General features: G+C 61.9%; 20 protein-coding genes and 6 pseudogenes. 9 read left to right on the forward strand and 17 right to left on the reverse strand.

The features are described 5' to 3' along the window. Positions 1-239 precede the first annotated feature (239 nt). From ARGLB_RS06430 to ARGLB_RS06440, 3 genes are read left to right on the forward strand one after another with little or no spacing between them, the layout of a single operon-like run. The gene (locus tag ARGLB_RS06430) at positions 240-1,103 is read left to right on the forward strand and encodes a transporter substrate-binding domain-containing protein (protein ID WP_003800299.1); all 864 of its coding nucleotides are present in this window, start codon (positions 240-242) and stop codon (positions 1,101-1,103) included. A gap of 55 nt (positions 1,104-1,158) precedes the next feature. Continuing rightward, positions 1,159-1,905, forward strand: a complete 747-nt coding sequence (locus tag ARGLB_RS06435) for an amino acid ABC transporter permease (protein ID WP_003800302.1) — start codon at positions 1,159-1,161, stop codon at positions 1,903-1,905. Further along, complete coding sequence (locus ARGLB_RS06440; protein WP_003800303.1) at positions 1,902-2,678, forward strand: amino acid ABC transporter ATP-binding protein; 777 nt, start codon at positions 1,902-1,904, stop codon at positions 2,676-2,678. Before ARGLB_RS06435 ends, ARGLB_RS06440 begins: the two co-directional genes overlap by 4 nt. On the opposite strand, the pseudogene ARGLB_RS24500 reads toward ARGLB_RS06440, so the two are convergent. Then, positions 2,662-3,145: pseudogene (locus ARGLB_RS24500) on the reverse strand (IS30 family transposase); the annotation flags it as partial. The gene ARGLB_RS06440 and the pseudogene ARGLB_RS24500 sit on opposite strands and share 17 nt — an antisense overlap. Positions 3,146-3,491: 346 nt before the next feature. Between ARGLB_RS24500 and ARGLB_RS24405 the strand changes: the two are divergent. Both ARGLB_RS24405 and ARGLB_RS24505 read left to right on the forward strand, forming a co-directional pair. Next, positions 3,492-4,367: pseudogene (locus tag ARGLB_RS24405) on the forward strand (transposase); the annotation flags it as partial. A 195-nt stretch (positions 4,368-4,562) separates the two neighbouring features. Then, positions 4,563-5,045: pseudogene (locus tag ARGLB_RS24505) on the forward strand (transposase); the annotation flags it as partial. Between the two features lie 22 nt (positions 5,046-5,067). Here ARGLB_RS24505 and ARGLB_RS06455 read toward each other — a convergent pair. The 7 genes from ARGLB_RS06455 to ARGLB_RS06475 all read right to left on the reverse strand — a co-directional run bounded on the left by ARGLB_RS06455 (position 5,068) and on the right by ARGLB_RS06475 (position 7,868). Continuing rightward, positions 5,068-5,286 (reverse strand): hypothetical protein, encoded by a 219-nt coding sequence (locus ARGLB_RS06455; RefSeq protein ID WP_003800314.1) that lies wholly within the window; start codon positions 5,284-5,286, stop codon positions 5,068-5,070. Positions 5,287-5,297: 11 nt separating this feature from the next. Beyond that, positions 5,298-5,612 carry a putative quinol monooxygenase gene (locus ARGLB_RS06460; RefSeq protein ID WP_003800316.1) on the reverse strand — a complete coding sequence of 105 codons (315 nt, stop codon included), beginning with the start codon at positions 5,610-5,612 and terminating at the stop codon, positions 5,298-5,300. Beyond that, positions 5,609-5,812: a hypothetical protein gene (locus tag ARGLB_RS22370; protein WP_139023274.1), complete on the reverse strand. Its 204-nt coding sequence runs from the start codon at positions 5,810-5,812 to the stop codon at positions 5,609-5,611. The genes ARGLB_RS06460 and ARGLB_RS22370 overlap by 4 nt, the downstream gene beginning before the upstream one ends. Positions 5,813-6,059: 247 nt before the next feature. Beyond that, entirely contained in the window at positions 6,060-6,242 is a 183-nt protein-coding gene (locus ARGLB_RS22375; RefSeq protein WP_050934291.1) for an MBL fold metallo-hydrolase, read from the reverse strand. A 172-nt stretch (positions 6,243-6,414) separates the two neighbouring features. After that, complete coding sequence (locus tag ARGLB_RS06470; protein WP_003800323.1) at positions 6,415-6,852, reverse strand: carboxymuconolactone decarboxylase family protein; 438 nt, start codon at positions 6,850-6,852, stop codon at positions 6,415-6,417. 105 nt (positions 6,853-6,957) lie between these two features. Then, complete coding sequence (locus ARGLB_RS23550) at positions 6,958-7,122, reverse strand: hypothetical protein (protein WP_003800324.1); 165 nt, start codon at positions 7,120-7,122, stop codon at positions 6,958-6,960. Next, the gene (locus ARGLB_RS06475; RefSeq protein WP_003800326.1) at positions 7,116-7,868 is read right to left on the reverse strand and encodes an SDR family oxidoreductase; all 753 of its coding nucleotides are present in this window, start codon (positions 7,866-7,868) and stop codon (positions 7,116-7,118) included. Before ARGLB_RS06475 ends, ARGLB_RS23550 begins: the two co-directional genes overlap by 7 nt. 442 nt (positions 7,869-8,310) lie before the next feature. Between ARGLB_RS06475 and ARGLB_RS06485 the strand changes: the two genes are divergently transcribed. From ARGLB_RS06485 to ARGLB_RS06495, 3 genes are all read left to right on the forward strand, one after another. Beyond that, positions 8,311-8,988, forward strand: coding sequence for a GntR family transcriptional regulator (locus ARGLB_RS06485; protein WP_003800331.1), 678 nt, complete (start codon positions 8,311-8,313; stop codon positions 8,986-8,988). Between the two features lie 321 nt (positions 8,989-9,309). Continuing rightward, positions 9,310-9,720, forward strand: a complete 411-nt coding sequence (locus tag ARGLB_RS06490) for a hypothetical protein (RefSeq protein WP_003800333.1) — start codon at positions 9,310-9,312, stop codon at positions 9,718-9,720. Continuing rightward, complete coding sequence (locus ARGLB_RS06495; protein ID WP_003800335.1) at positions 9,707-10,621, forward strand: alpha/beta fold hydrolase; 915 nt, start codon at positions 9,707-9,709, stop codon at positions 10,619-10,621. Before ARGLB_RS06490 ends, ARGLB_RS06495 begins: the two co-directional genes overlap by 14 nt. Before the next feature lie 25 nt (positions 10,622-10,646). Here the strand turns inward: ARGLB_RS06495 and ARGLB_RS24010 are convergent, their stop codons facing one another. The 6 genes and pseudogenes from ARGLB_RS24010 to ARGLB_RS06510 all read right to left on the reverse strand — a co-directional run bounded on the left by ARGLB_RS24010 (position 10,647) and on the right by ARGLB_RS06510 (position 13,911). Further along, positions 10,647-10,829: a transposase gene (locus ARGLB_RS24010; protein ID WP_306302342.1), complete on the reverse strand. Its 183-nt coding sequence runs from the start codon at positions 10,827-10,829 to the stop codon at positions 10,647-10,649. Between the two features lie 88 nt (positions 10,830-10,917). Continuing rightward, a pseudogene (locus tag ARGLB_RS24015) lies at positions 10,918-11,265 on the reverse strand (transposase); the annotation flags it as partial. Continuing rightward, positions 11,184-11,744, reverse strand: coding sequence for a transposase (locus ARGLB_RS24020; protein ID WP_003800336.1), 561 nt, complete (start codon positions 11,742-11,744; stop codon positions 11,184-11,186). The gene ARGLB_RS24020 and the pseudogene ARGLB_RS24015, both read right to left, overlap by 82 nt. 2 nt (positions 11,745-11,746) lie before the next feature. Beyond that, a pseudogene (locus tag ARGLB_RS24025) lies at positions 11,747-11,977 on the reverse strand (hypothetical protein); the annotation flags it as partial. A gap of 56 nt (positions 11,978-12,033) precedes the next feature. Then, positions 12,034-12,213 carry a hypothetical protein gene (locus tag ARGLB_RS06505; RefSeq protein WP_003800339.1) on the reverse strand — a complete coding sequence of 60 codons (180 nt, stop codon included), beginning with the start codon at positions 12,211-12,213 and terminating at the stop codon, positions 12,034-12,036. Between the two features lie 213 nt (positions 12,214-12,426). Next, positions 12,427-13,911 carry an APC family permease gene (locus tag ARGLB_RS06510; protein ID WP_139023276.1) on the reverse strand — a complete coding sequence of 495 codons (1,485 nt, stop codon included), beginning with the start codon at positions 13,909-13,911 and terminating at the stop codon, positions 12,427-12,429. 515 nt (positions 13,912-14,426) lie between these two features. On the opposite strand from ARGLB_RS06510, the pseudogene ARGLB_RS24030 reads away from it, so the two are divergent. Next, positions 14,427-14,824, forward strand: a pseudogene (locus ARGLB_RS24030) (integrase core domain-containing protein); the annotation flags it as partial. Between the two features lie 6 nt (positions 14,825-14,830). Here the strand turns inward: ARGLB_RS24030 and ARGLB_RS06520 are convergent. From ARGLB_RS06520 to gabT, 3 genes are all read right to left on the reverse strand, one after another. Beyond that, the gene (locus tag ARGLB_RS06520; RefSeq protein WP_003800344.1) at positions 14,831-15,808 is read right to left on the reverse strand and encodes an Lrp/AsnC family transcriptional regulator; all 978 of its coding nucleotides are present in this window, start codon (positions 15,806-15,808) and stop codon (positions 14,831-14,833) included. A gap of 122 nt (positions 15,809-15,930) precedes the next feature. Beyond that, on the reverse strand, positions 15,931-17,424 hold the full coding sequence (locus ARGLB_RS06525) for an aldehyde dehydrogenase family protein (protein WP_003800346.1): 1,494 nt from the start codon (positions 17,422-17,424) through the stop codon (positions 15,931-15,933). After that, positions 17,424-18,788 (reverse strand): 4-aminobutyrate--2-oxoglutarate transaminase, encoded by a 1,365-nt coding sequence (gene gabT, locus ARGLB_RS06530; RefSeq protein WP_003800347.1) that lies wholly within the window; start codon positions 18,786-18,788, stop codon positions 17,424-17,426. Before gabT ends, ARGLB_RS06525 begins: the two co-directional genes overlap by 1 nt. Positions 18,789-18,796 lie beyond the last annotated feature (8 nt).

Raw genomic sequence — 18,796 nt, forward strand, 5'->3', positions numbered from 1 at the left:
CGGTCAACTTGCTCACCAGTGAAAAGACCACCCTTCATTCCGGCTCACACCATCAGGGCCCGGATACAGCCGGCGGCGCCAATAGTGACACTGACGCGGCACTCGGCGCTTTCCATGGCAGAAACCACCCCAGTCCGGGGACCCGGCGCCAAATCCCGAAAACTCAAATGGGACCTTTCCGATCCCACTATCAGCGGCGCCTAATTTCGCCCTTTCCATTCCCACTCTTAGGAAGGTCAATGATGACCCCCCTGAAACGCAACGCGCTCATACTCATGACGCTCGCTTCTCTGGCCCTGCCGCTGGCTGGCTGTGCAGGAACTGCCCCGGAACAAACTGAATCTGGCCCCCAGGGACTGATTCAGCCGGGCTTCCTAACTACCTGCACCTACCCCGAGTACCACCCCATGGAGTACTTCGAAGGAGGAACCGGCGGCGAGATCGTCGGCTTCGACGTCGATCTTGCGCGAGCCGTTGGTGACAGCTGGGGAGTTCAAACCAAAGTTGTGAACACCGCCTTTGATGGACTCATTCCGGGGCTGGATGCGCAAAGATGTGATTTGGTCATCTCCGGTCTGTCCGTCAGCGACGCACGCCGGGAAGTAGCGGATGCTGTGCCGTATATGCTGACTGGCTACGATTTCGGCGTTCAAAGCGGAGAAAAGAGCCTGGAAAATCCCGAGGACTACTCGGGCCGCACGGTGGCGGTGCTGGCCGGAAGCAGGATGGTAGCGAAGCTTAAAACCGTCAACGAGCAGCTAGCTTCCGAAGGTAAGCCACTCATCAAGATCGACGAATACCCTGGAACCCCTCTTGCAGCGGGAGCTGTAATCTCGGGCAAGGCGGACGCAGTCATCGACACGGACATAGCCATCGCGTCACTGGTAAGTAAGAGCAATGGCACCTTGGAGGCGGTTACCAGCGCCTTTAAGCCCGATGAGGTCTTCGGCGCATACCTCCGCAAAGACGGGACTCTAACTGGCGCCTTCAAGGACGCACTCAAGGAACTGCAGGAGAAGGGCACCCTCGCAGCTCTCGCGGATCGGTACGGACTTGATCCCAACAAGATCGACCTTTCAAGCAACCTGTCAAGCAAGCAGTAATGACAGGTTGTGATGACATGATGACCGTGTCCGCACGAGAAGGGCAATACCTCTCATGAACTTCGACTTTTCCATCTTTTGGAATGCTCTTACGTCGCTAAATTATGTCAATGGCGCGGTCCTTGCGATTCTTCTGGCGGTTCTCGCCATGGCGCTTGGCATCGTGCTCGGTTTTCTTATCGCCTTGGCTCGTATCTCTGGAAAACGCTGGCTGGTAACACTGTCCAGTGTCTACGTCGGCGTCTTTCGCGGCCTGCCCACTCTGCTAATTCTGCTACTAGCATGGAATGCTGCGCCGCAGCTGATTCCGGCCCTCCGCTCGGATGCCTACAGCCCGTTCGTCGCTGCACTAATCTCACTCACCCTAGTTCAAGCGGCCTACATGGCAGAAATTATCCGCTCTGCTCTGCTCAGCGTGGACGCGGGTCAGCCTCTGGCTGCGAGAGCGCTAGGGCTCACACCTGTCCAAACCATGATTCGCGTGGTGATCCCGCAAGCAATTCGCATAGCGATCCCTCCGACCGGCAGCGAACTAATCAACACTATTAAATACACGAGCCTGGCGAGCGTGATCTCGCTGCGTGAGTTGCTGACCACAGCCCAAAGTGGTGTATCCACAACGTTCCGCTACGCGGAGTTTTACGCTGCCGCTGCCATCTACTACCTCGCTATCGTGACTATCGTGACGGTCGTACAGGCGCAGCTGGAGCGAAAACTCCTATGGACGTCGAAGGATGTGCCGTCAGCGCCGCGGCCCGAACCTGGGACCGTTACCCTCGACTTGAAAGGAACGAAGGCGTGATCCCCTCGACAATCGAGCCACTGCTCAGCGTTTCAGATCTAGCTAAGAGCTATGGTGCGAACGAAATTCTCAAGGGGGTTAACTTCTCGATCAAGGCAGGCGAGGTGAAGGCCATCCTCGGTGCCTCCGGGTCTGGAAAGAGCACTATGCTCCGCCTGATCGCTCTACTCGAACGCGCCGACCGTGGGGAGATCGTATTAGCTGGCCGCCGCCTCGGAGTCGACGATCGTAGGGGAAAGGAAACAGCCGCATCAGAGCGGCAGCTTGCCTATCAACGTCGCGATGTGGGCATGGTCTTCCAGCAATTCAATCTCTTTCCACATATGGACGCGCTGCACAACGTCGCCCTCGCACTGACCGTCGTGCAGAACGTGCGGAGACGCGAGGCGCTGGAAGCCGCCGCAGAGATGCTCAACCGAGTTGGTCTGGGGAACCGGAGCCATAAATATCCTCGTGAACTTTCGGGTGGACAACAACAGCGAGTAGCCATTGCACGCGCCCTGGTGCTGAACCCGTCGGTGTTGCTGTTTGACGAACCAACTTCAGCGCTAGATGTGGAGCTGGTCGGCGAGGTACTCAAAGTGATGGAAAGTCTCGCAGCAGAGGGAATGACAATGATCGTCGTTACTCACGAGATCGGTTTCGCCAAGCGGGTGGCGGACGAAGTTTTGATGTTCGACCGCGGCAGCATCATCGAACAGGCCGATCCCGAGACCTTCTTTGGCTCCCCCGCTCACGAGCGGACCCGGAGCTTCCTCAGCCACGTCCGATAAAACTGTTTCTGTGCAGGTCAGCGGCGTCTCCGCAGTGATGGAAGGCTTGAGCGAGGGCTTTCCAGCCGATTTTGCGGAGGCGGCCGTTGAGGCCGGCGGCGGCGTTGTCGAGGTCCTCGCGGGTGACGGTGGTCAGCTCCATTCCTTTGGGGAAGTACTGGCGCAGGAGCCCGTTGGTGTTCTAGTTTGTGCCGCGTTGCCAGGGCGAGTGAGGGTCGCAAAGTACACGTCTGCTCCCGAGGCGATTTTGACCCGGTCATGGATGCCGACCATCTCCGCGCCTTGGTTCCAAGTCAGGGACCGTCGCAGTGGTCGGGCAGCGCGGGTAGGGTTTCCTGGATGGCGGCCAGCACCTGCTCGCTTGTCTGGCCGTTGGGCAGGTGCAGGAGCATCACGAAGCGGCTGGTACGTTCCACGAGCGTTCCGATCGCCCCGGTTCCAGGGGTGCCAATCACCAGGTCGCCCTCCTTACGTTTCTGTTGTGGGTGATTCCGGGGCTGTCGGAGTGTTTCGATCACCCTCGGGTGGCGGGTATGGCACAAGTCTCCTAGCCGCTTGGACGGCTCACTGGGAATGGCCGCCCGCTGCCCGCCGATGATTCGACCGCTGATCGAGACTTATGACATTGATCGTTGGGTACGGACGTGCCGGCGCAGTTATGGACAGGGCCAACCGAAAATTGGAGCTGATCAAGGGGGACCGAATATGCCGCTATTCTGGGCAGGAACCGACTCGGGCAAGAGCTCATCATTGCGTCCTGACCGATCAGTCCGGGACGGTACTGCTCTCGAAACGAGTCAAGAACGACGAAACGCACTCCCCGACCTCATAGCCACGATGGCGGAGATCGCGCCCGGTGGCGAGGTCTGTTGGGCGACGGACCTGAACGCCGGCGGCGCCGCACTGTTAGTAGCGCCGCACTGATAATAGAGCTGTTGGCCGCGCACGGCCAGAAGCTGCTTTATATCGCCGGACGGATCGTGCATCACGCCGCAGCGACCTACCGCGGCGATGGCAAGACCGACGCGAAAGTCGCCAGGATCATCGCCGACCAGGCGCGGATGCGCACTGATCCTTCTCGGTCGCTGCCAGACCCCCGAAAGTATCCGGCGGACAGGTCTAACCCGGCTCAGCAGCTGGCTGAAGAAACACGGCCGCCGGAAAGTGCCAAAATGGCCGAGAAGGCCCTAATAGCCCCAAACTCCCAGCACACAGTCCTGCCAACGCAGACCACAGGCTCATTGATGCCCAGATCACCGCCCTGTTTCGGCCGCACGAAAGCGCCGATGTTCTGCACACCATGCCTGGGTTCGGCCCCGTCCTCGCGGCAACTTTCCTCGCTAACATCGGTGGCAACCTGGACGCATTCGGCTCAGTCGACCGGCTCGCCAGCGTCGCGGGCTTGGCGCCAGTCCTACGCGACTCCGGACGAATCAGCGGGAATCTGCATCGACCACGCCCGTTTCAACCGCAGACTCCTGCGAACCTGTTACCTCGTCGCAGCACTCTCCAGCCTGAAGAACAGCCCGGCCTCAAGAACCTTTTACGATCGGAAGCGCGGAGAAGGGAAGTCACATAAGCAGGCACTCATAGCCTGCCCGGCGCCGCATCAACGTCCTCTGGGCCATGCTCCGAGACCACACCATCTACCAGGAACCAATGCCAGCGATCAGCGTTCAAACTGCTTAACGGAAGCATTGAGATTCCCAATTTCCGGGAACGGCCCGGTCATCGGCCTCCGCCGGGCGTTCGCTGATCAGCAGCTCCTTGGGCACCCGGGGCTTCCGCATCCCGGCCCACCGGTTTGGCTGGCCCACCGCACGGCCGCGGAGAGCTCGGCCCTCAGCCCTCCGCGTCCCTGGGTATAAACGCATTGATAGACGGACCGCGCTGGAAGCGGAACTGGCCGAGCACCTCGGGCTCGAGCATGGCCAGACACCGATCGCGGCCAACATGCGCAACGGCACCAGGCCGAAGACCGTGCTGACCGAGATCGGGCCTCGAGATTGGCGTGCCCGGGATCGGGACGGCTCATTCGGGCCATGATCGTGCCCAAGCGGAAACGTCGGCTGGACGGGATCGACCAGGTCGTGCTCTCGTTCTCTGCCCGGGGGCTGACCACTGGGGAAATCGCCGCGCATTTCGAGGAGGTCTACGGGGCCAAGGTCTCCAAAGACACCATCAGCCGCATCACGGAAAAAGTTGCCGGGGAACTGGCCGAATGGTCTGCCCGCCCCGGGGATCCGGTCTATCCGGTGCTGTTCGTTGACGCGGTCGTGGTCAAGGTCCCGTGACGGGCATGTGCGCAACACCCCGTTCTATGTCGTAATGGGCGTCATCGTGAACGGGGAGCGGGAGATCCTGGGCAAGAAAGCAGCGGGACCTAATCCTATTGGGGTTTGAGGACAACGCCTTCGCGTATGTCGAAGGCTTTGCGCTGGTACCAGCGCTCCGAGATGACCCAAATGACGCTGTGGTCTTCGGTGATGGTGTCCACGGTGGCCGGATAAGTCTCGCCGGTCGGCTCATGGACGACGACTTTCTGCGCTGGCTGGAGCGTGTGCCAACCTTGAACGGTCTGGGCTTCGGGCGGTGTGGGTGGCTTCATCAGTAGTGCCGCTAGGGGGCTTCGTTTGGGGCGGTAGGGGTGACGTAGGTTGAGACGGACCGGGACTCCAGTTCAGGAATGATATGGACCGCACCTATGGTGAGGAAGTGCTGGGTTTGTTTGTGGAGGTCGAAGTCGTGGGCGGTGTGGTAGCTCTCAAGGATGATGATCTTCCTGTCGTCTTCTACTCCGTGGAAGTATTCGTATGAGATGTTCCCGGGTTCTTCGCGCGTGTGGGCCGCCATTTTTTCCAGGTATTTGAGTATCTCTTCGGTGGTACCTGGTTTCGTTCGGTAGCGGGCTACGACGTTGAAGGTGCAGCTCATGGTGTCTCCTTGGTGGTTGTTGGTGCGTCGCCGATGGCTATTCCCGCTCCTGCGGGGAGTTCGGTGCAGGTGCTGAAGCGTGTGAGGACGTCTGCGTCGTGCCGCGAAAGGATGGTCACATCGCGGTTACGTATCTCCTCGCGGATAAACGCGAAGGCGTCGTACATGGCTGGCAGGTCGCTGGCAGCGGTGAAGGGCATGATGCGGTCCTGCTCTTCGTAGAAATGAACCGCGTCGGAGGCCAGTAGCACTTCGCCCTCGGAGGTGGGGACGTAGGGATTGCCTGCCCGGGCGCGTGCCCACCTACTTCCACCAGGCGCAGATTGGGCAGGGGGCTGTTTCACCCGAGAACAGCTTGAGCCTGCCCTCGGGTGAAACAGCGCAACTGGTCGATCTCGGTTCTCCCGGAGTAGAAGGAAAACTGCCAATGCCGGGTGGTAGCTGAGGTCAGAACCTGTATTCGGTCTCCGACATGTGGATCCTCGCATTGGGGAACAGGTTGAAGTTGCCGATTTGGTCGTAGTGGCCGTGCGTGACAATGACGTCGGCGACTGCGGCCGGATCAATGCCGAACTGGGCCAGTACTTCTGCGGTGCAGCTGTAGGGTTCGGGCACGTTTGCGGGCGTCATCTTCGCTGAAACCGGTGTCGACGACGGCTGTCCCGTCGGGACCTTGCAGGACCCAGAAGAAGTAGTCCACGGTGGCTGGTCCGTCATCTTCGCCGTATAGGCGGCAATTGAGGTGCGTTAGGCGGGCCGGGTGCCCACCCGCACGGCGACCACCCGGTACCCGCTGCCTTGTTTAGCTGGCGCCATTGCCGCCCTCGTGGACCTCCACGGTAGGTTCGATCCCGTCGGCGCCGACCACCTCGCGCCATGCGTCGAAGCCGGCCTGGAAGGCCACCACACCCGCTTCGGGGAGGGCGATCTCAATCGCTTCGAGGATTTCGGTCGGCGTGACGCCCAGATCCAGGGCCACCCGGATATGGCTTTGGATGTGGCCTTTGGAGGCGCGCATGACGGTCAGGCTGACGATGAAGATCAGTTCCTTGGTCTTGCGGTCCAGGGTGCGCTGGTCCAGGTAGGCGGCCGACACGACGTGGTTCGCGGCTTGCAGCACGGGAAAATCGTGCTTGGCCATGACCTTGTGATATTCGAGGACGTAGCCGCGTTTGCGGGCCATGTCGTCGATGTAGTCCTGGGCCTCGGCGGCGGTTTGGCTGTTAAGGTCAATGGTCATTGGGATGTCCTTCCGGGATTGTAAGGCGTTCGTTGATGCGTAGCGATGTGCCGTTGAGCGTTTCGTAGTAGCGGGCAAATTCGGTGTGGTCGGGGGCGGGGCTTTCTAGCAGCTCCCGGGCCTTTCGGCAGTTTGTTGTGCCGTGAGGACGACGGGTGCTTTGGTGTCGCAGACGAACAGTTCCCGTCCGGGGGAGTGGTTGATGGCCATGGGGCGGCCCATGTTGCCCAGTCCCACGAACAAGGAGGCGTGGGTGTCCGGCATCACCATGTTGAGGTTCCGCCGTCGATAGTGAGCACGGAGCCGGTCGCGAAGCTGGACTCCTTTGCGGCGAGCCATACAATGGCTTCGGCGATCTCTTCGGGCCGGCCCATGCGGTGCATGGGGGAGCGGCTGTTCAGTTCGTCGAGGAGCCTTTGCGGGTCCGGGGATTCGCTGATCATCTTGTCGAAGTACGGCGAGTTGATGGTTCCGGGGGCCACGGCGTTGACGCGAATGCCCTGGTCGACGTGATCAAGGGCCATCGCCCTGGTCAAGGCTGACACTCCGCCCTTTGAGGCCACATAGGCTGCGCGGCTGCGGATCCCGACGGCGGCTGTGTACGAGGAGGTGTTGACGATTCTGCCGTCACCGGTCTTGGCGAGTTCTGGGATCACGTACTTGCAACACAGATATACGCCTTTGAGGTTGACCGACATTAGACGGTCCCAGTCGTCTTCATCAATCTCGAGCACACTGCCGGGAATACCGAATCCGGCGTTGTTGCAGAGAACGTCGATGCCCCCAAAGTTGTCGACGACGCTTTGTACCATCGCACGGACGCTTGCGGAGTCGCTGACGTCGACGGTTACGGCCAAGGCCTTCGCGCCCGCCTCGTCGGCTACTTCCCGGGCGGCGGTTTCGTTCTTGTCGGCGATGGCGACGTTCGCGCCGAGTTCAGCAAATCGAAGAGCGGTGGCCCTGCCGATACCGCTTCCGGCGCCGGTAACGATGACGGTCTGGTCAGTGAAGTTCACGAAGCGCTTCCTTTGAATTCGACGATCTGACGGGTGACTTTGGCTTCAAGCACGAGGCTTAGGGGAGAGAGCTCGATCCGCACGTCCGGGCGGGGCAATCCTACGGTCACAGTTTGGCCTGCCTCTGGCTCGCGAGAGATCCGAGTTGCAAACCCCCGCCGCTTCCCTCCGGACGAGCAGTTCGCCGGGGCCGGGGCATCCAGAGTCAGTTCGGCCACGTTGATCGAGGTGGTGTCGTCCCACGGCCTCGGCGCTCCCCCCGTCTCCAGACCCGCTCCTTTGAACTTCATCGTCCTACTCCAGTCCCCGCCAGCCTGGCGGATCGATTCAAGGTTGTTTATAGCCAGTGCTAATCCAGTATTACAGTAATACCAGCAAGGATGTCTAGTCCCACATTCGACCTTTTCGCGTATGATGGTGAAACCCGCACGAAGGAAGACCCATGACAATCGACGCCGTCCGCAGAACCGCAGCCCCACTCCGAACGGAAGTGGTTAACGCCCTCCGCCGCGCCATAGTTGCCCAGGAGTTCGTGGCCGGGGAACGCCTTGTTGAAACCGTCCTTTGCGAGAAGTATTCGGTTAGCAGGACGGTTGTCCGTGAGGCGCTAAGGCAGCTCGAATCCGAGGGCCTGGTGTCGATGGTTGCCAACCGTGGCCCCGAAGTCGCTACCCTGAGTATTCACGATGCGGAAAGCCTCTACGAGGTCCGTCGGGCCCTCGAGTCACTGGCCGGAAGCTTGTTCGCCGAACGCGCGAACGATGAGCAGTGCACCGAACTAGTTGCACGGCTCGGCGAAGTCAAAGCCGCGGTGGCGTCAGGCGATCCCGAAAAACGCCTTGAGGCAAAAGACAGATACTACGACGTCCTCCTGGATGGTACAGGAAACGCCGAAATCGCCCGGATGCTCAGGAGTGTCAACGCGCGGACCCAGATGCTTCGGACGCTTTCACTGTCGGTTCGTGGCAGGGAGGCCCACACCATCGCGGAGATCACCCGCATCACCGCTGCCGCGGCCGTAAACCGGGACCCTGAAGAGGCGCGCGTCGCATGCGAAGACCATGTCAGGAACGCAGCCGAAGCGGCGTTGGCGGAGATGCGCCGACTCCAGGCGGGGTAACTGGTACCTATTGCCGAGCCCGGCCGGCCACCCTTGTGTGGCCGGCCGGGCTTTCTTCTTAAGCCGGGTTGACGTGGGCCAAGGCGGCCCTTACGCTCATAACATCGTAATACGGTCTTATAGAAGCCCAGCCAATATTTATTTGCGGCCGTCCTAGGCTTCAGTGCCATTGCCACCACAAGAAGACCACTCACGGCGCACGCATCGACGAACTGACCATCTGAACCAGCTCGCTGGTGGCGCAAGGACAACCCACGGACCTCCACCGAGGCCCTTGCGCCGCCAGAAACTGAAACCGTTCCCGGACACAGAAAGTTGTTCATGACTCCAACACACACCACACCAACGGCCATTTCCGAAGAGTGGTTTACCGCCTTAGCCGAGGCTGTGCACAGCGACCGTGAGACCCAGGTCATCGGCAGGTACAGCGATTTCTGGATCGGCGCCGTCTCGCCCGGGAACTGGCAGGTTGCCCTTAGCTTCCGAATCTCAGAACTTGTCCCTGCGCCCTGGGAAGACCTGCCCCGGGAGCACATCCTCATCTCCGCCACGCAAGCCGGCTGGGAGCAGATCTTCGATCCCCAACCCAAACCCCTCCACCACGACCTGCTCGCACTGGCCAAAAACAGCCCCGACGTCACCGTGAGCGGATCCGACGTCGAACTTGTCCGCAACCTGAGGGTCATCGCACGACTAATCGACCTCGGAAAGGCACTCCATGCCCAGCACTGAGACCCCTGCATCCAGCATCGAAAACGTCGTCGGCCGCTACATCAACCTCCGATCCTCCGGACGCGACCAGCGGATCTATTTTGAAGAGGCCGGCAGCGGACCTGTCATTCTCTGCCTCCACACGGCCGGCGCCGACTCCCGACAGTTCAGGCACCTGCTCAACGATCCGGACATCACCAGCCGCTTCCGCGTGGTAGCGTTCGACCTTCCCTGGCACGGCCGGTCACTTCCCCCGGAAGGCTGGTGGGAAGAGGAATACCTGCTCACGACCGACGCGTACGTGGCGATTGTCCGCGATTTCGCTGCGGCCCTGAATTTGAAGCAACCGGTTGTGATCGGCTGCTCCATGGCCGGCTCACTCGTTCTGGAATTGGCCCGCCGCCACGCTGACGACACCGGTGCCGTCATCGGCCTCTCCGGAGCGCTGAAGGTCAACGGACGGTTCCAGGACTGGTCGCTGCGCCCCGACGTCAACGCCCAGCAGTCAGTGCCCACCTGGACCTCCAGCCTCATGGCACCACAGAGCCCCGAGGTCTCCCGCCGCGAAGTGTGGTGGATCTACAGCCAAGGTGGCCCCGGCATCTACCGCGGCGACACCTACTTCTACTCCCAGGACCTCGACCTCCGGGGGAGAGGACAGGAAATCGACACCGAAGCGTGCCCCGTCTACCTCCTGACCGGCGAGTACGACCACGCTTGCACACCAGCAGACACCGCGGACGCCATCGCCGAGATCCCGGGAGCCAAAGGCGGTCCCATGAAGGACATCGGACACTTCCCCATGGCCGAAAACTACCCACTGTTCAAAACCTACCTGCTGCCCATCCTCGACGAACTCCACCCCGCCGAGGGCTCCCAGGACCTCAACCGACCTGCCCTCGAAGGAACCCACCATGTCTGAGACGTCCACCACCGGCCCTTCGCATTTAGGCATGGTTCGTTTGTTTGATCCGGTAGGGGCGGTGGCCGCCGGCGGCGAGTAGGCATCGGAGTCTGTAGTTGGTGAAGTTGCGGAAGCCGCGAGCGATTCTGCGGGTGGTTTCGATAACTTCGTCGATGGCTTCGGTGGGGCCGTTGGAGGCGTCGAAGGTGTCGACATGGGCCAGGATCGCGGTCTTCCATTGCTTGAGGGTTGCAGCCCAGGCGCGAGATCTCGGGGATCGGGCAGGCCGGGATTGAGGCGATCACCTCGTGGATGAGTTCTCTGCCTCTGGCAGGGGTGGCCTGGTAGATGTGGCGGAGTTTCTGGTGCCACTGCCAGGCCAGGGAGACTTCGTGGTGCGGTCGCCGAGGGTGAGCTTGGCGTCGAGCCGGGCGGCTTGTTTGTCGGTGAGGTGTTCGGCAAACGATCTGCAAGGTCCGGCGGGTGCCGAAGAGCGGATCGCCCTTGCGACCGCGGTGCTCGAGGGTGTCTTGCTGGACGCGGCGGCGGACCTCATCGACCATGGCTGATCCGAGTTTTACTACATGGAACGCGTCCAGGACGGTGATGGCTTCGGGGAGTTCATCGCGGATCGCTTTCGCGTAGCCGCGGAACGGATCCAAGCCGCCGTCTTGATGCCGGCAGTGAATTCCTCGCCGCGGTCTTTGAGCCAGTCGGCGTATGCCGTCCCGGACGGACCCGGAACAAGGTCCAGCAACCTGGCGTGCACCACACCGTGGGCGTCGCGGGTGTGGTCCACGATCCCGGTGACCATGTCGGATCCTGGCGGGCCGGTGTGGGACCAGACATGCTCGTCGACGCCGAGCGCGTCCACTCCTGTCAGCCGGCCAGCCGTTGCGATGCGCCGGGCGGCCTCTGCCTTGATAGTGTGCCAGGAGACGACGAGCTGGTGCACCAGGGCGGAGCCCGAGGTGTCGAACCGCTGCAGGCTGTCGGTCGCCCCGCCGCGGCCCTGGCAGTGAGTTTTGCCCGGTGCCCGGCCAACTCGTGCTCTTCGGTGAATGTGGTTCTCGGGCAGCCAGGGTCCGGGCAGCGCCAGACCCGCGTGGCCCACAGCAGCCGCACCGGACGGCCGAAACACGGGGTGTCGTGAAGCCGGACCTGCCGGCGGCCGTGCCCGACCGCGACGACGCCGCAGTCCGGGCAGCCGCTCAAGGTTTCGGCTGTCTCGACGTGCAGAACCAGGCCCGTCCCGGCCGCCGTGACAGAGCAGACGTGGATACCGTCGACACCAAGATCACCGGAAGAGGAACCAGCGCCCAGCCAAGTGATCCAACAGGGCACACCGCGCTGACCAAAACGGACAACAACCACCGAACGCCCTGTCCGCGAGAACCGCAACCATCACAGACCCTCATGAAAAATCGGGGCTAGGGAACGCAGACGAGCGTTTCCCGTGCGGAAGCCGGGAAGGCTTGCTCGAACGCTTCATCGGTCGGACTCGATACCCCTGCCAGCCAAGCCATGATCGTGAGGATCATGACGGGGCGATCGGGGTGCTTTTGGGCCGGCTGATTGTCATCGGGGTTATGGAAAGCGCGGTTCAGCATGTGGTCTCCTTTTTCTCGCCAGGGACTGCAGGCCTTGGTTTTTCCGTGAGGAGACTTCTGCGCTGGCTTCTGCTGTTCCCTGTCGCGACGGCGCTGATGTACGACGTCGATGTTCTTAATCTGGCTCACCTCACGTCGTGCCGGAGTGTTGCGGATAGCCGCGTCTGCCTGAAGTCAGCAGCGCGGCTATCCGGTGTCATGGCTTCAGCAACGTCAGGAGGTCGCTACCGACTCAGCGGAGTTGGTGTCTTCCTCGCCGGCGATTTGATGGTGCTCGTGCAGGTCTCTGTTGACGGCGCGGATCCGGTCGCGGACGGAGAGCCAAACCACCAAGCCGACCAGGGCGATTCCGGCAAGTCCGATGGGCACCGACCAGGACACATACCACGGCACCTCTTCTCCAGGGCTTCTGGGCCAGGCGAGGTTGATGACTTCGAAGACAATCCAGGCGGCTGCAGCGGCAACGACAGGCAGTGTGAAGACGCCCAGCGAAAACGGTCCTGCGTGCCATTTTTTGCTGACGATCCGTGCGAACAGGGCCACAACCACGAGTCCCATGGTTACGAAGAAGCCACCTGCTGCCGCGGCAACCAGGGTGGCGTACACCTGCTCCGAGAATGCGAGGAGCGTGATGACAATGGCGAGCACACCGACGACAATGATGGCCCGGTTGGGCGTGCGGTGCTTTTGGGAGAGCTTGGCCATGAAACGTGATGCCGGGAGGACGCCGTCCCGCGAGAAAGACCAGATGACGCGCGAGATGCTGGTCTGGGCCGTCAGCATTGATGCTGCGAAACCGATGATGACGAGGCCAAAGAACGGTTGTGCGATGCCGGGGCCGAGGGATTCGGTGATGTTGTTTGCGGCAGGGTCAACAATGGCGCCCGTAATGACGGCGCCGAAATCGGGCGTTGAGAGTACCAAAGCCAGCGACGAGTACAGGACAACGATTCCAATGGTGGCAAGCGCTCCGACAATAGCCTTGGGGAGGTTCTTTTCGGGCCGGTCGATTTCTTCGGCCATGCTGCAGACGGTTTCGAAGCCAGCGAATCCAAAGCCTACGAATCCCATGGCCAGGATGAAACCGCCCCACAGGTAGTCTCCGTCAGCTGCGCCGCCTGAGGTGAAGAGGATGCTAAGGGGCTGCTCCCGGTGCCAGATCAACAGCACGGTTGCCAGAACGATCGAGCCGACGACTTCAGCTGCGAGACTCAGGCGGGTGAGGATTTTCAGGACGACGGGCCCGATCAAGTTCAGGGCGGTTGTCGCGACGAGAATTACGAGAGCGACGGCAATGTGCTCTATCAGGCTGAAGTCAGGAATCCCCAGGAGCGGGGGAATGAAGCTTGCAATGGCGTACGCGTTGCTGGCTATGACGATGATGATCGTCCAGATGTAGGCCCAGCCCGCAGCCCAGCCGTAGCTTTCGCCTACCAGGCGGCGGGCCCACTGGTAGCTGCCGCCCTGGAATGGCCAGCGTGACACCAGGACGCCCAGGCTGAGGGCTATCAGGAGTTGAAGTACCAGCACTACTGCAAACGCCCACCAGCCTGCAGGCCCTGCGGCCTGCATGACGAGCCCGAATACGGCGTACAGGGCAACGATGGGGGAGATGAAGACGAAAGCAATGGTGAACGCATCGCGCATGCGGAACTGGCGCTTCAGCGTCATGCTTCCGCTCGAAGATTGGTGAGACATGGGGGGCCTTTCAGACTTGCTCTGCCGGGGCCACTGCCGCCAGCAGTCATCGTTGACTGCGTCCGGGGCGGGGTGACCGGGGAAGCGCAGAGGATCTTGCTTCAGCAACCGTACTCGCATATGACAGCAATCACAAGGTATTTTTTCAAAACTAGCAGAAACTGTTGGAGTTTTGATCATTTGCCCGGCTTAGAACGTGTGAATAGCCCTCGGCGTTCGCTCAGCGAAGCCTGGCGGCGGGAGGTTCGGGGCCTTTCGTAACGCTCCTTGAGAGCGTCCAGGTGCATCCATTCCTCCATGCGGCCGGACGTCGCCGTGGGACAGGATCTCGTCCAGGAGTCCGGCGAGTTGCGAAATGGACTCGGTGGAGACCGGTCGCAATGGCTTAAAAACCGGCCAATCGTCCGTGAAAGAAGCTCAACCGAGGACCTCTGCCTCAATTCGTCCGGGCTGCTCGGCCGCCTCCGCTGAAGTTGGGGCCAATTCCGCAGGCGACCTTGCGCGTCCTCCGGCTTGACTACACCCGTTTGGCGTACGCCGAGGTCCTTCCCGATGAGAAATGCCCTACTGCGCCGGGTTCCTCACCAGAGCCGCAGCAACCATGGCAACCCAGGGCGCACCCGTGAAGCGGGCCATGACTGACAATGCTTTTCGCCTACCGGCTCTCCCTCGTCTTCCAGGACGCCCTGGCCGGGTTGGGGGCTAAACACATCCTGATCAAACCCCGCCACCCTTGGCAGAACGGCAAAGCAGAACGCTTCAACCGCACCCTCCAGGAAGGCTGGGCGTACCGCCAGCCTTTTACCTCGAACCAAGCTGCAACCATGGCAAAACTTCTACAACAAACCACCGGCCCCACGGCAGCCTCGGAGGCAAACCATCCTTCAGCAGGTGCAACCAACTTACTGGCTGATTACTGCTAGGTCAGGCCGGACCAGGTGTACGGCAGCTTATGGATGTGGAGGTAGCCGTAGGTGCGGGTCGCGGTGACGGACTTGATGGCACGCAGGCGTGTGCCTACGAAGTCTGCAAAGTCGGCCTTGTCCCTGCACGTGACTTCCAGCATGAGGTCGTGGCGTCCGCTGGTGGTGATGATCATTCCGACCTCGGGCAGGTCGCTGATTTCCCGGGCTGCAGCGCGGATGTCACCGGCGACACTGATGCCGATGCCGGCCTGGACCTGGCCCTGGGACAGCAGGCGGTTGACCATGGTGTTGATGTGCAGCACCCCTGTTTCAAGCAGCCGGAGCACTCTTCTGCGGGCGCTGGGGTAAGTCAGGCCGGAAACCGCGGCGAGGTCGGTGTACGAGGCCCTGCCGTCCTCCCTGAGGGCCTGGATGATGGCCATGTCGGCGTGGTCAAGGGTCAGGGGGTCCTGCTGCGAAAGTCCGTTCTGCCGGCGGCTGCCGCCCAGCCCGCCGGACGTGTCGTAGCCATATTTCTCGAACGAGAGGTACAGGAACGTATGGCAGCCCTGCACGCCGGGGACCGCCCGGATGTCATCGAGGACCTGCAGGAGCTCGTCGTCATCCCTGCACACGACCTCTACCAGGACGTCGAAGTCCCCGGCTGTGGAGACCACAAAGTCGGTGGCCGGGAAAGTGGCCAGGTGCTCAGCCACTTCCCGGGCGGATTTGCTGACATTGATAGCGACACCGGCGAAAGTTCTGAAACCCAGAACTTCAGGGGACACGCTGCCAACGACTTTGATGACCCCGCCGCGTTCGAGTCGGTCGATGCGGTGCCGGATTGCCTCCCCTGAGAGGCTTACTTCGTTCCCCATGTCAGAGAAGGTTGCCCGGCCATCCTCGCGCAGCAGGTCGATAAGTGCGAGGTCGACAGGGTCGAGCGCTATGGTGGGCTGATCTGCCGCGACCGGTGTTGCTTCCGTCGTCACGCTGGTCTCCTCGTTTTGTCTGCCAGTGAGGCACTTGAAAATATATCAAGTTAAAAGGGGCTGGCGCAGAACATTTTTCTCATGTTCTGCGCCAGCCCCGACAAGGTGCCGAGCTTTTCCCGTTAACTGGCAGACAGATGAATCACTGAGGTCTTGGAGTGGGTGTAGTGCTCCACTGCCTGGGGACCGAGTTCCCGGCCGAAGCCGGAGGCCTTCATCCCGCCGAAGGGAAGGGTTGGATGAAACACCCCGTAGGTGTTGGCCCACACCGTTCCGGCCTCCAGCTTGCGAGTGAGACGGTGCACCCGGGAGACGTCCTTGGTCCAGAGCCCGGCGGCAAGACCGTACTCTGTGGAGTTCGCCTTTGTGATCGCGTCCTGTTCGTCCGAGAACGTGTCCACGGCCAGGACAGGGCCGAACACTTCATGGCTTGCCAGCGGGTGCCCGGTGGGAATGCCCGTAACGATGGTCGGAGCCAGGAAATAACCCGCTTGGGGGATCGCCGTGCTGCAGGTTTGAACGGTAGCTCCGGCTTCCTCCGCTTCCTGGAGGAAAGCCTTGATTTTTGTCAGCTGCCCTTCGGAGATCACGGGTCCGATGTCGGTGCCGGGGTTCATCGAGTGTCCAAGGGCGAGGTTGCCGGTGCGTTCAGTAAGGGCCGAGATGAACGCATCTTTGATGCTCTCCTGTACCAGCACCCGGCTTCCGGCGATGCAGATCTGCCCGGCGTTGGTCCAGATCCCGGCCGCCACGCCCTCGACCGCTGCTTCAAGGTCGGCATCGGCGAAAATGAGCTGTGCGCTCTTGCCGCCAAGTTCCACCGTGGCCGGGGTGAGTGTTTCCGCGGCTGCGCGGAGCACGGCCTTGCCCGTGGCGGTGGAACCGGTGAAGGCGATTTTGTCTACGTCCCGGGAACTGGTCAGCGCTTCCCCGGCGGTCCTGCCACCGGTGACCACGTTGAAAACACCTGCCGGGACGCCGGCTTCGTGGGCCAGGTGAGCCAGCAGCACGCTGGAGGCAGAGGCCAGTTCTGAGGGCTTGGCCACCACGGTGTTGCCGAAGGCCAGAGCCGGTGCCACCTTGTAGGTGAGGATCGGCAATGGATAGTTCCAGGGTGTGATGGCCACGCAGACGCCCAAAGGTTCACGGGTGGTGGTGGCGAAGTATTCACGGGGCGCGGGAACCACCGTGCCGGATGCTTTGGTGCACCAGCCTGCGAAGTAACGGAGCACTGCCGCCGCCTCGGCAATGTCCAGGCGGGCTTCTGCAAGGGGCTTTCCGGTGTCGCGCGCCTCGACTTCGCTGAGGATTTCCGAGTCCCGATCGACCAGGTCGGCGAGGCGGAAGAGGATCCGTTCGCGTTCCTCCGGGTCCTTCTCGGACCAGCGGCCGTCGCTGTAGGCTTCCTTGGCCGCTTGTACGGCGTCTTCGACATCCGCGGCGCTCGAGTCGGCCAGCGATCCGATCACCGCTCCGTTGCCGGGATCGATGATGTCGAGGTAAGCACCGCCTCCAGGGGCCTGGACGTGGCCGTTAATGAAGCTGTGGACCGGGTAGTCAAACACTGCCTGCCCGGTCGCGGAGGCTGAGGCCTTGGCGATGTTCGTGATGCTCATTATGCTGCTCCTGTCACGTTTGCTGCTGCCGTGGAGACGGCTTCGATGAGGACGTCCAGGCCTTCCTGGAAGAGGTCATGCCCGATCACAAGGGGGGGCAGGAGGCGGATCACGTTCCCGTAGGTGCCGGTGACGAGAACCAGAACGCCTTGTTCGTGGCACAGGCGTGCGGCCGCCCGGGCGATTTCAGGTGCGGGGGTCTTGGTGCCGGGTTCGACGAGTTCGATGGCGATCATTGCGCCACGGCCGCGGATGTCACCGATGGGGGAGCCGGGAAGTTCCTGGGCGGCCTTGAAACGGCTGATCGCGGTTTCGCCGATCTTCCGCGCTGCCTCGAGCAGGCCGTTCTCTTGGACTTCTTCAATGGCAGCCAGTGCGGCGGCGCAGGCGGCCGGGTTGCCTCCGTAGGTTCCGCCGAGGCCTCCGGGCTGCACGGCGTCCATCAGTTCGGCACGGCCGGTGACTGCCGACAGGGGAAGCCCTCCGCCGATGCCTTTGCCGATGGCCATCACATCAGGGACGATCTCTTCGTGTTCGGAGGCGAACCAGGCACCGGTGCGGCCCGACCCGCTCTGCACCTCATCGGCAATGAGCAGGATGCCGTTGGCGCGGGTGAAGGCCTGGAGCGCGGTGAGGTATCCGGGGGCGGGGACGATGAATCCGCCTTCGCCCTGGATGGGTTCAACGACGATGCCGGCCACTTCCGATGCGCCGATCTGGGCTTCGATGGTGCTGATGACACGGGCGGCGGCTTCTTCTCCGGTCAGGCCGTCCCGGTAGGGGTATGAGGCCGGGACGCGGTAGATTTCGCTGGCAAGCGGACCGAAGCCTGCCTTGAAGGGCGCTGCCTTGGCGGTCATCGCCAGCGTCAGGTTGGTCCGGCCGTGGTAGGCGTGTTCGAGGACGACGATGGCCTGCCGGCCGGTGGCTTTCCTGGCGACCTTGACCGCGTTTTCCACGGCTTCGGAGCCGGAGTTGAACAGGGCGGTCCGCTTGGGGTGGTCCCCAGGGGTGAGGGTATTCAGTTTCTCGCAGACCTCCACGTAGCCCTCGTACGGAGTGATGAAGAAGGCGGTGTGGGTGAAGGCGCTGATTTGCTGCGTCACCGCGTCGACGACCTTGGGGTTGGCGTTGCCCACGGTGGAGACCCCGACCCCGGAGGCGAGGTCGATCAGCTGGTTGCCGTCCGCGTCGACGATGATGCCTCCGCCGGCTGCCTTGACGTAGATGGGCAGGACCGAAGGGACCGCCGAGGTGACGGCCTCACTTCGGCGGGCGTGCAGGGTGCGGGACTTGGGTCCGGGAATCTCGGTGCGGACGATGCGCTGCTGGGTCATGGCGGGGCCGCCGGTGTTGGTTGTCACTGTGTTAC

This window comes from Arthrobacter globiformis NBRC 12137 (assembly GCF_000238915.1).
GTDB lineage: Bacteria > Actinomycetota > Actinomycetes > Actinomycetales > Micrococcaceae > Arthrobacter > Arthrobacter globiformis.

Bases quoted from the DNA above. Each gene is read 5' to 3' on its own strand.
- ARGLB_RS06505 (WP_003800339.1), bottom strand. From the start codon at position 12,213: ATGCTGAACCGCGCTTTCCATAACCCCGATGACAATCAGCCGGCCCAA.
- ARGLB_RS06435 (WP_003800302.1), top strand. From the start codon at position 1,159: ATGAACTTCGACTTTTCCATCTTTTGGAATGCTCTTACGTCGCTAAAT.
- ARGLB_RS06495 (WP_003800335.1), top strand. From the start codon at position 9,707: ATGCCCAGCACTGAGACCCCTGCATCCAGCATCGAAAACGTCGTCGGC.
- ARGLB_RS23550 (WP_003800324.1), bottom strand. From the start codon at position 7,122: ATGGTGATGCCGGACACCCACGCCTCCTTGTTCGTGGGACTGGGCAAC.
- ARGLB_RS06460 (WP_003800316.1), bottom strand. From the start codon at position 5,612: ATGAGCTGCACCTTCAACGTCGTAGCCCGCTACCGAACGAAACCAGGT.
- ARGLB_RS06470 (WP_003800323.1), bottom strand. From the start codon at position 6,852: ATGACCATTGACCTTAACAGCCAAACCGCCGCCGAGGCCCAGGACTAC.
- ARGLB_RS22375 (WP_050934291.1), bottom strand. From the start codon at position 6,242: ATGACGCCCGCAAACGTGCCCGAACCCTACAGCTGCACCGCAGAAGTA.
- ARGLB_RS06485 (WP_003800331.1), top strand. From the start codon at position 8,311: ATGACAATCGACGCCGTCCGCAGAACCGCAGCCCCACTCCGAACGGAA.
- ARGLB_RS06490 (WP_003800333.1), top strand. From the start codon at position 9,310: ATGACTCCAACACACACCACACCAACGGCCATTTCCGAAGAGTGGTTT.
- ARGLB_RS06525 (WP_003800346.1), bottom strand. From the start codon at position 17,424: ATGAGCATCACGAACATCGCCAAGGCCTCAGCCTCCGCGACCGGGCAG.
- ARGLB_RS06510 (WP_139023276.1), bottom strand. From the start codon at position 13,911: ATGTCTCACCAATCTTCGAGCGGAAGCATGACGCTGAAGCGCCAGTTC.
- ARGLB_RS22370 (WP_139023274.1), bottom strand. From the start codon at position 5,812: ATGCCCTTCACCGCTGCCAGCGACCTGCCAGCCATGTACGACGCCTTC.
- ARGLB_RS06430 (WP_003800299.1), top strand. From the start codon at position 240: ATGATGACCCCCCTGAAACGCAACGCGCTCATACTCATGACGCTCGCT.
- ARGLB_RS06455 (WP_003800314.1), bottom strand. From the start codon at position 5,286: ATGAAGCCACCCACACCGCCCGAAGCCCAGACCGTTCAAGGTTGGCAC.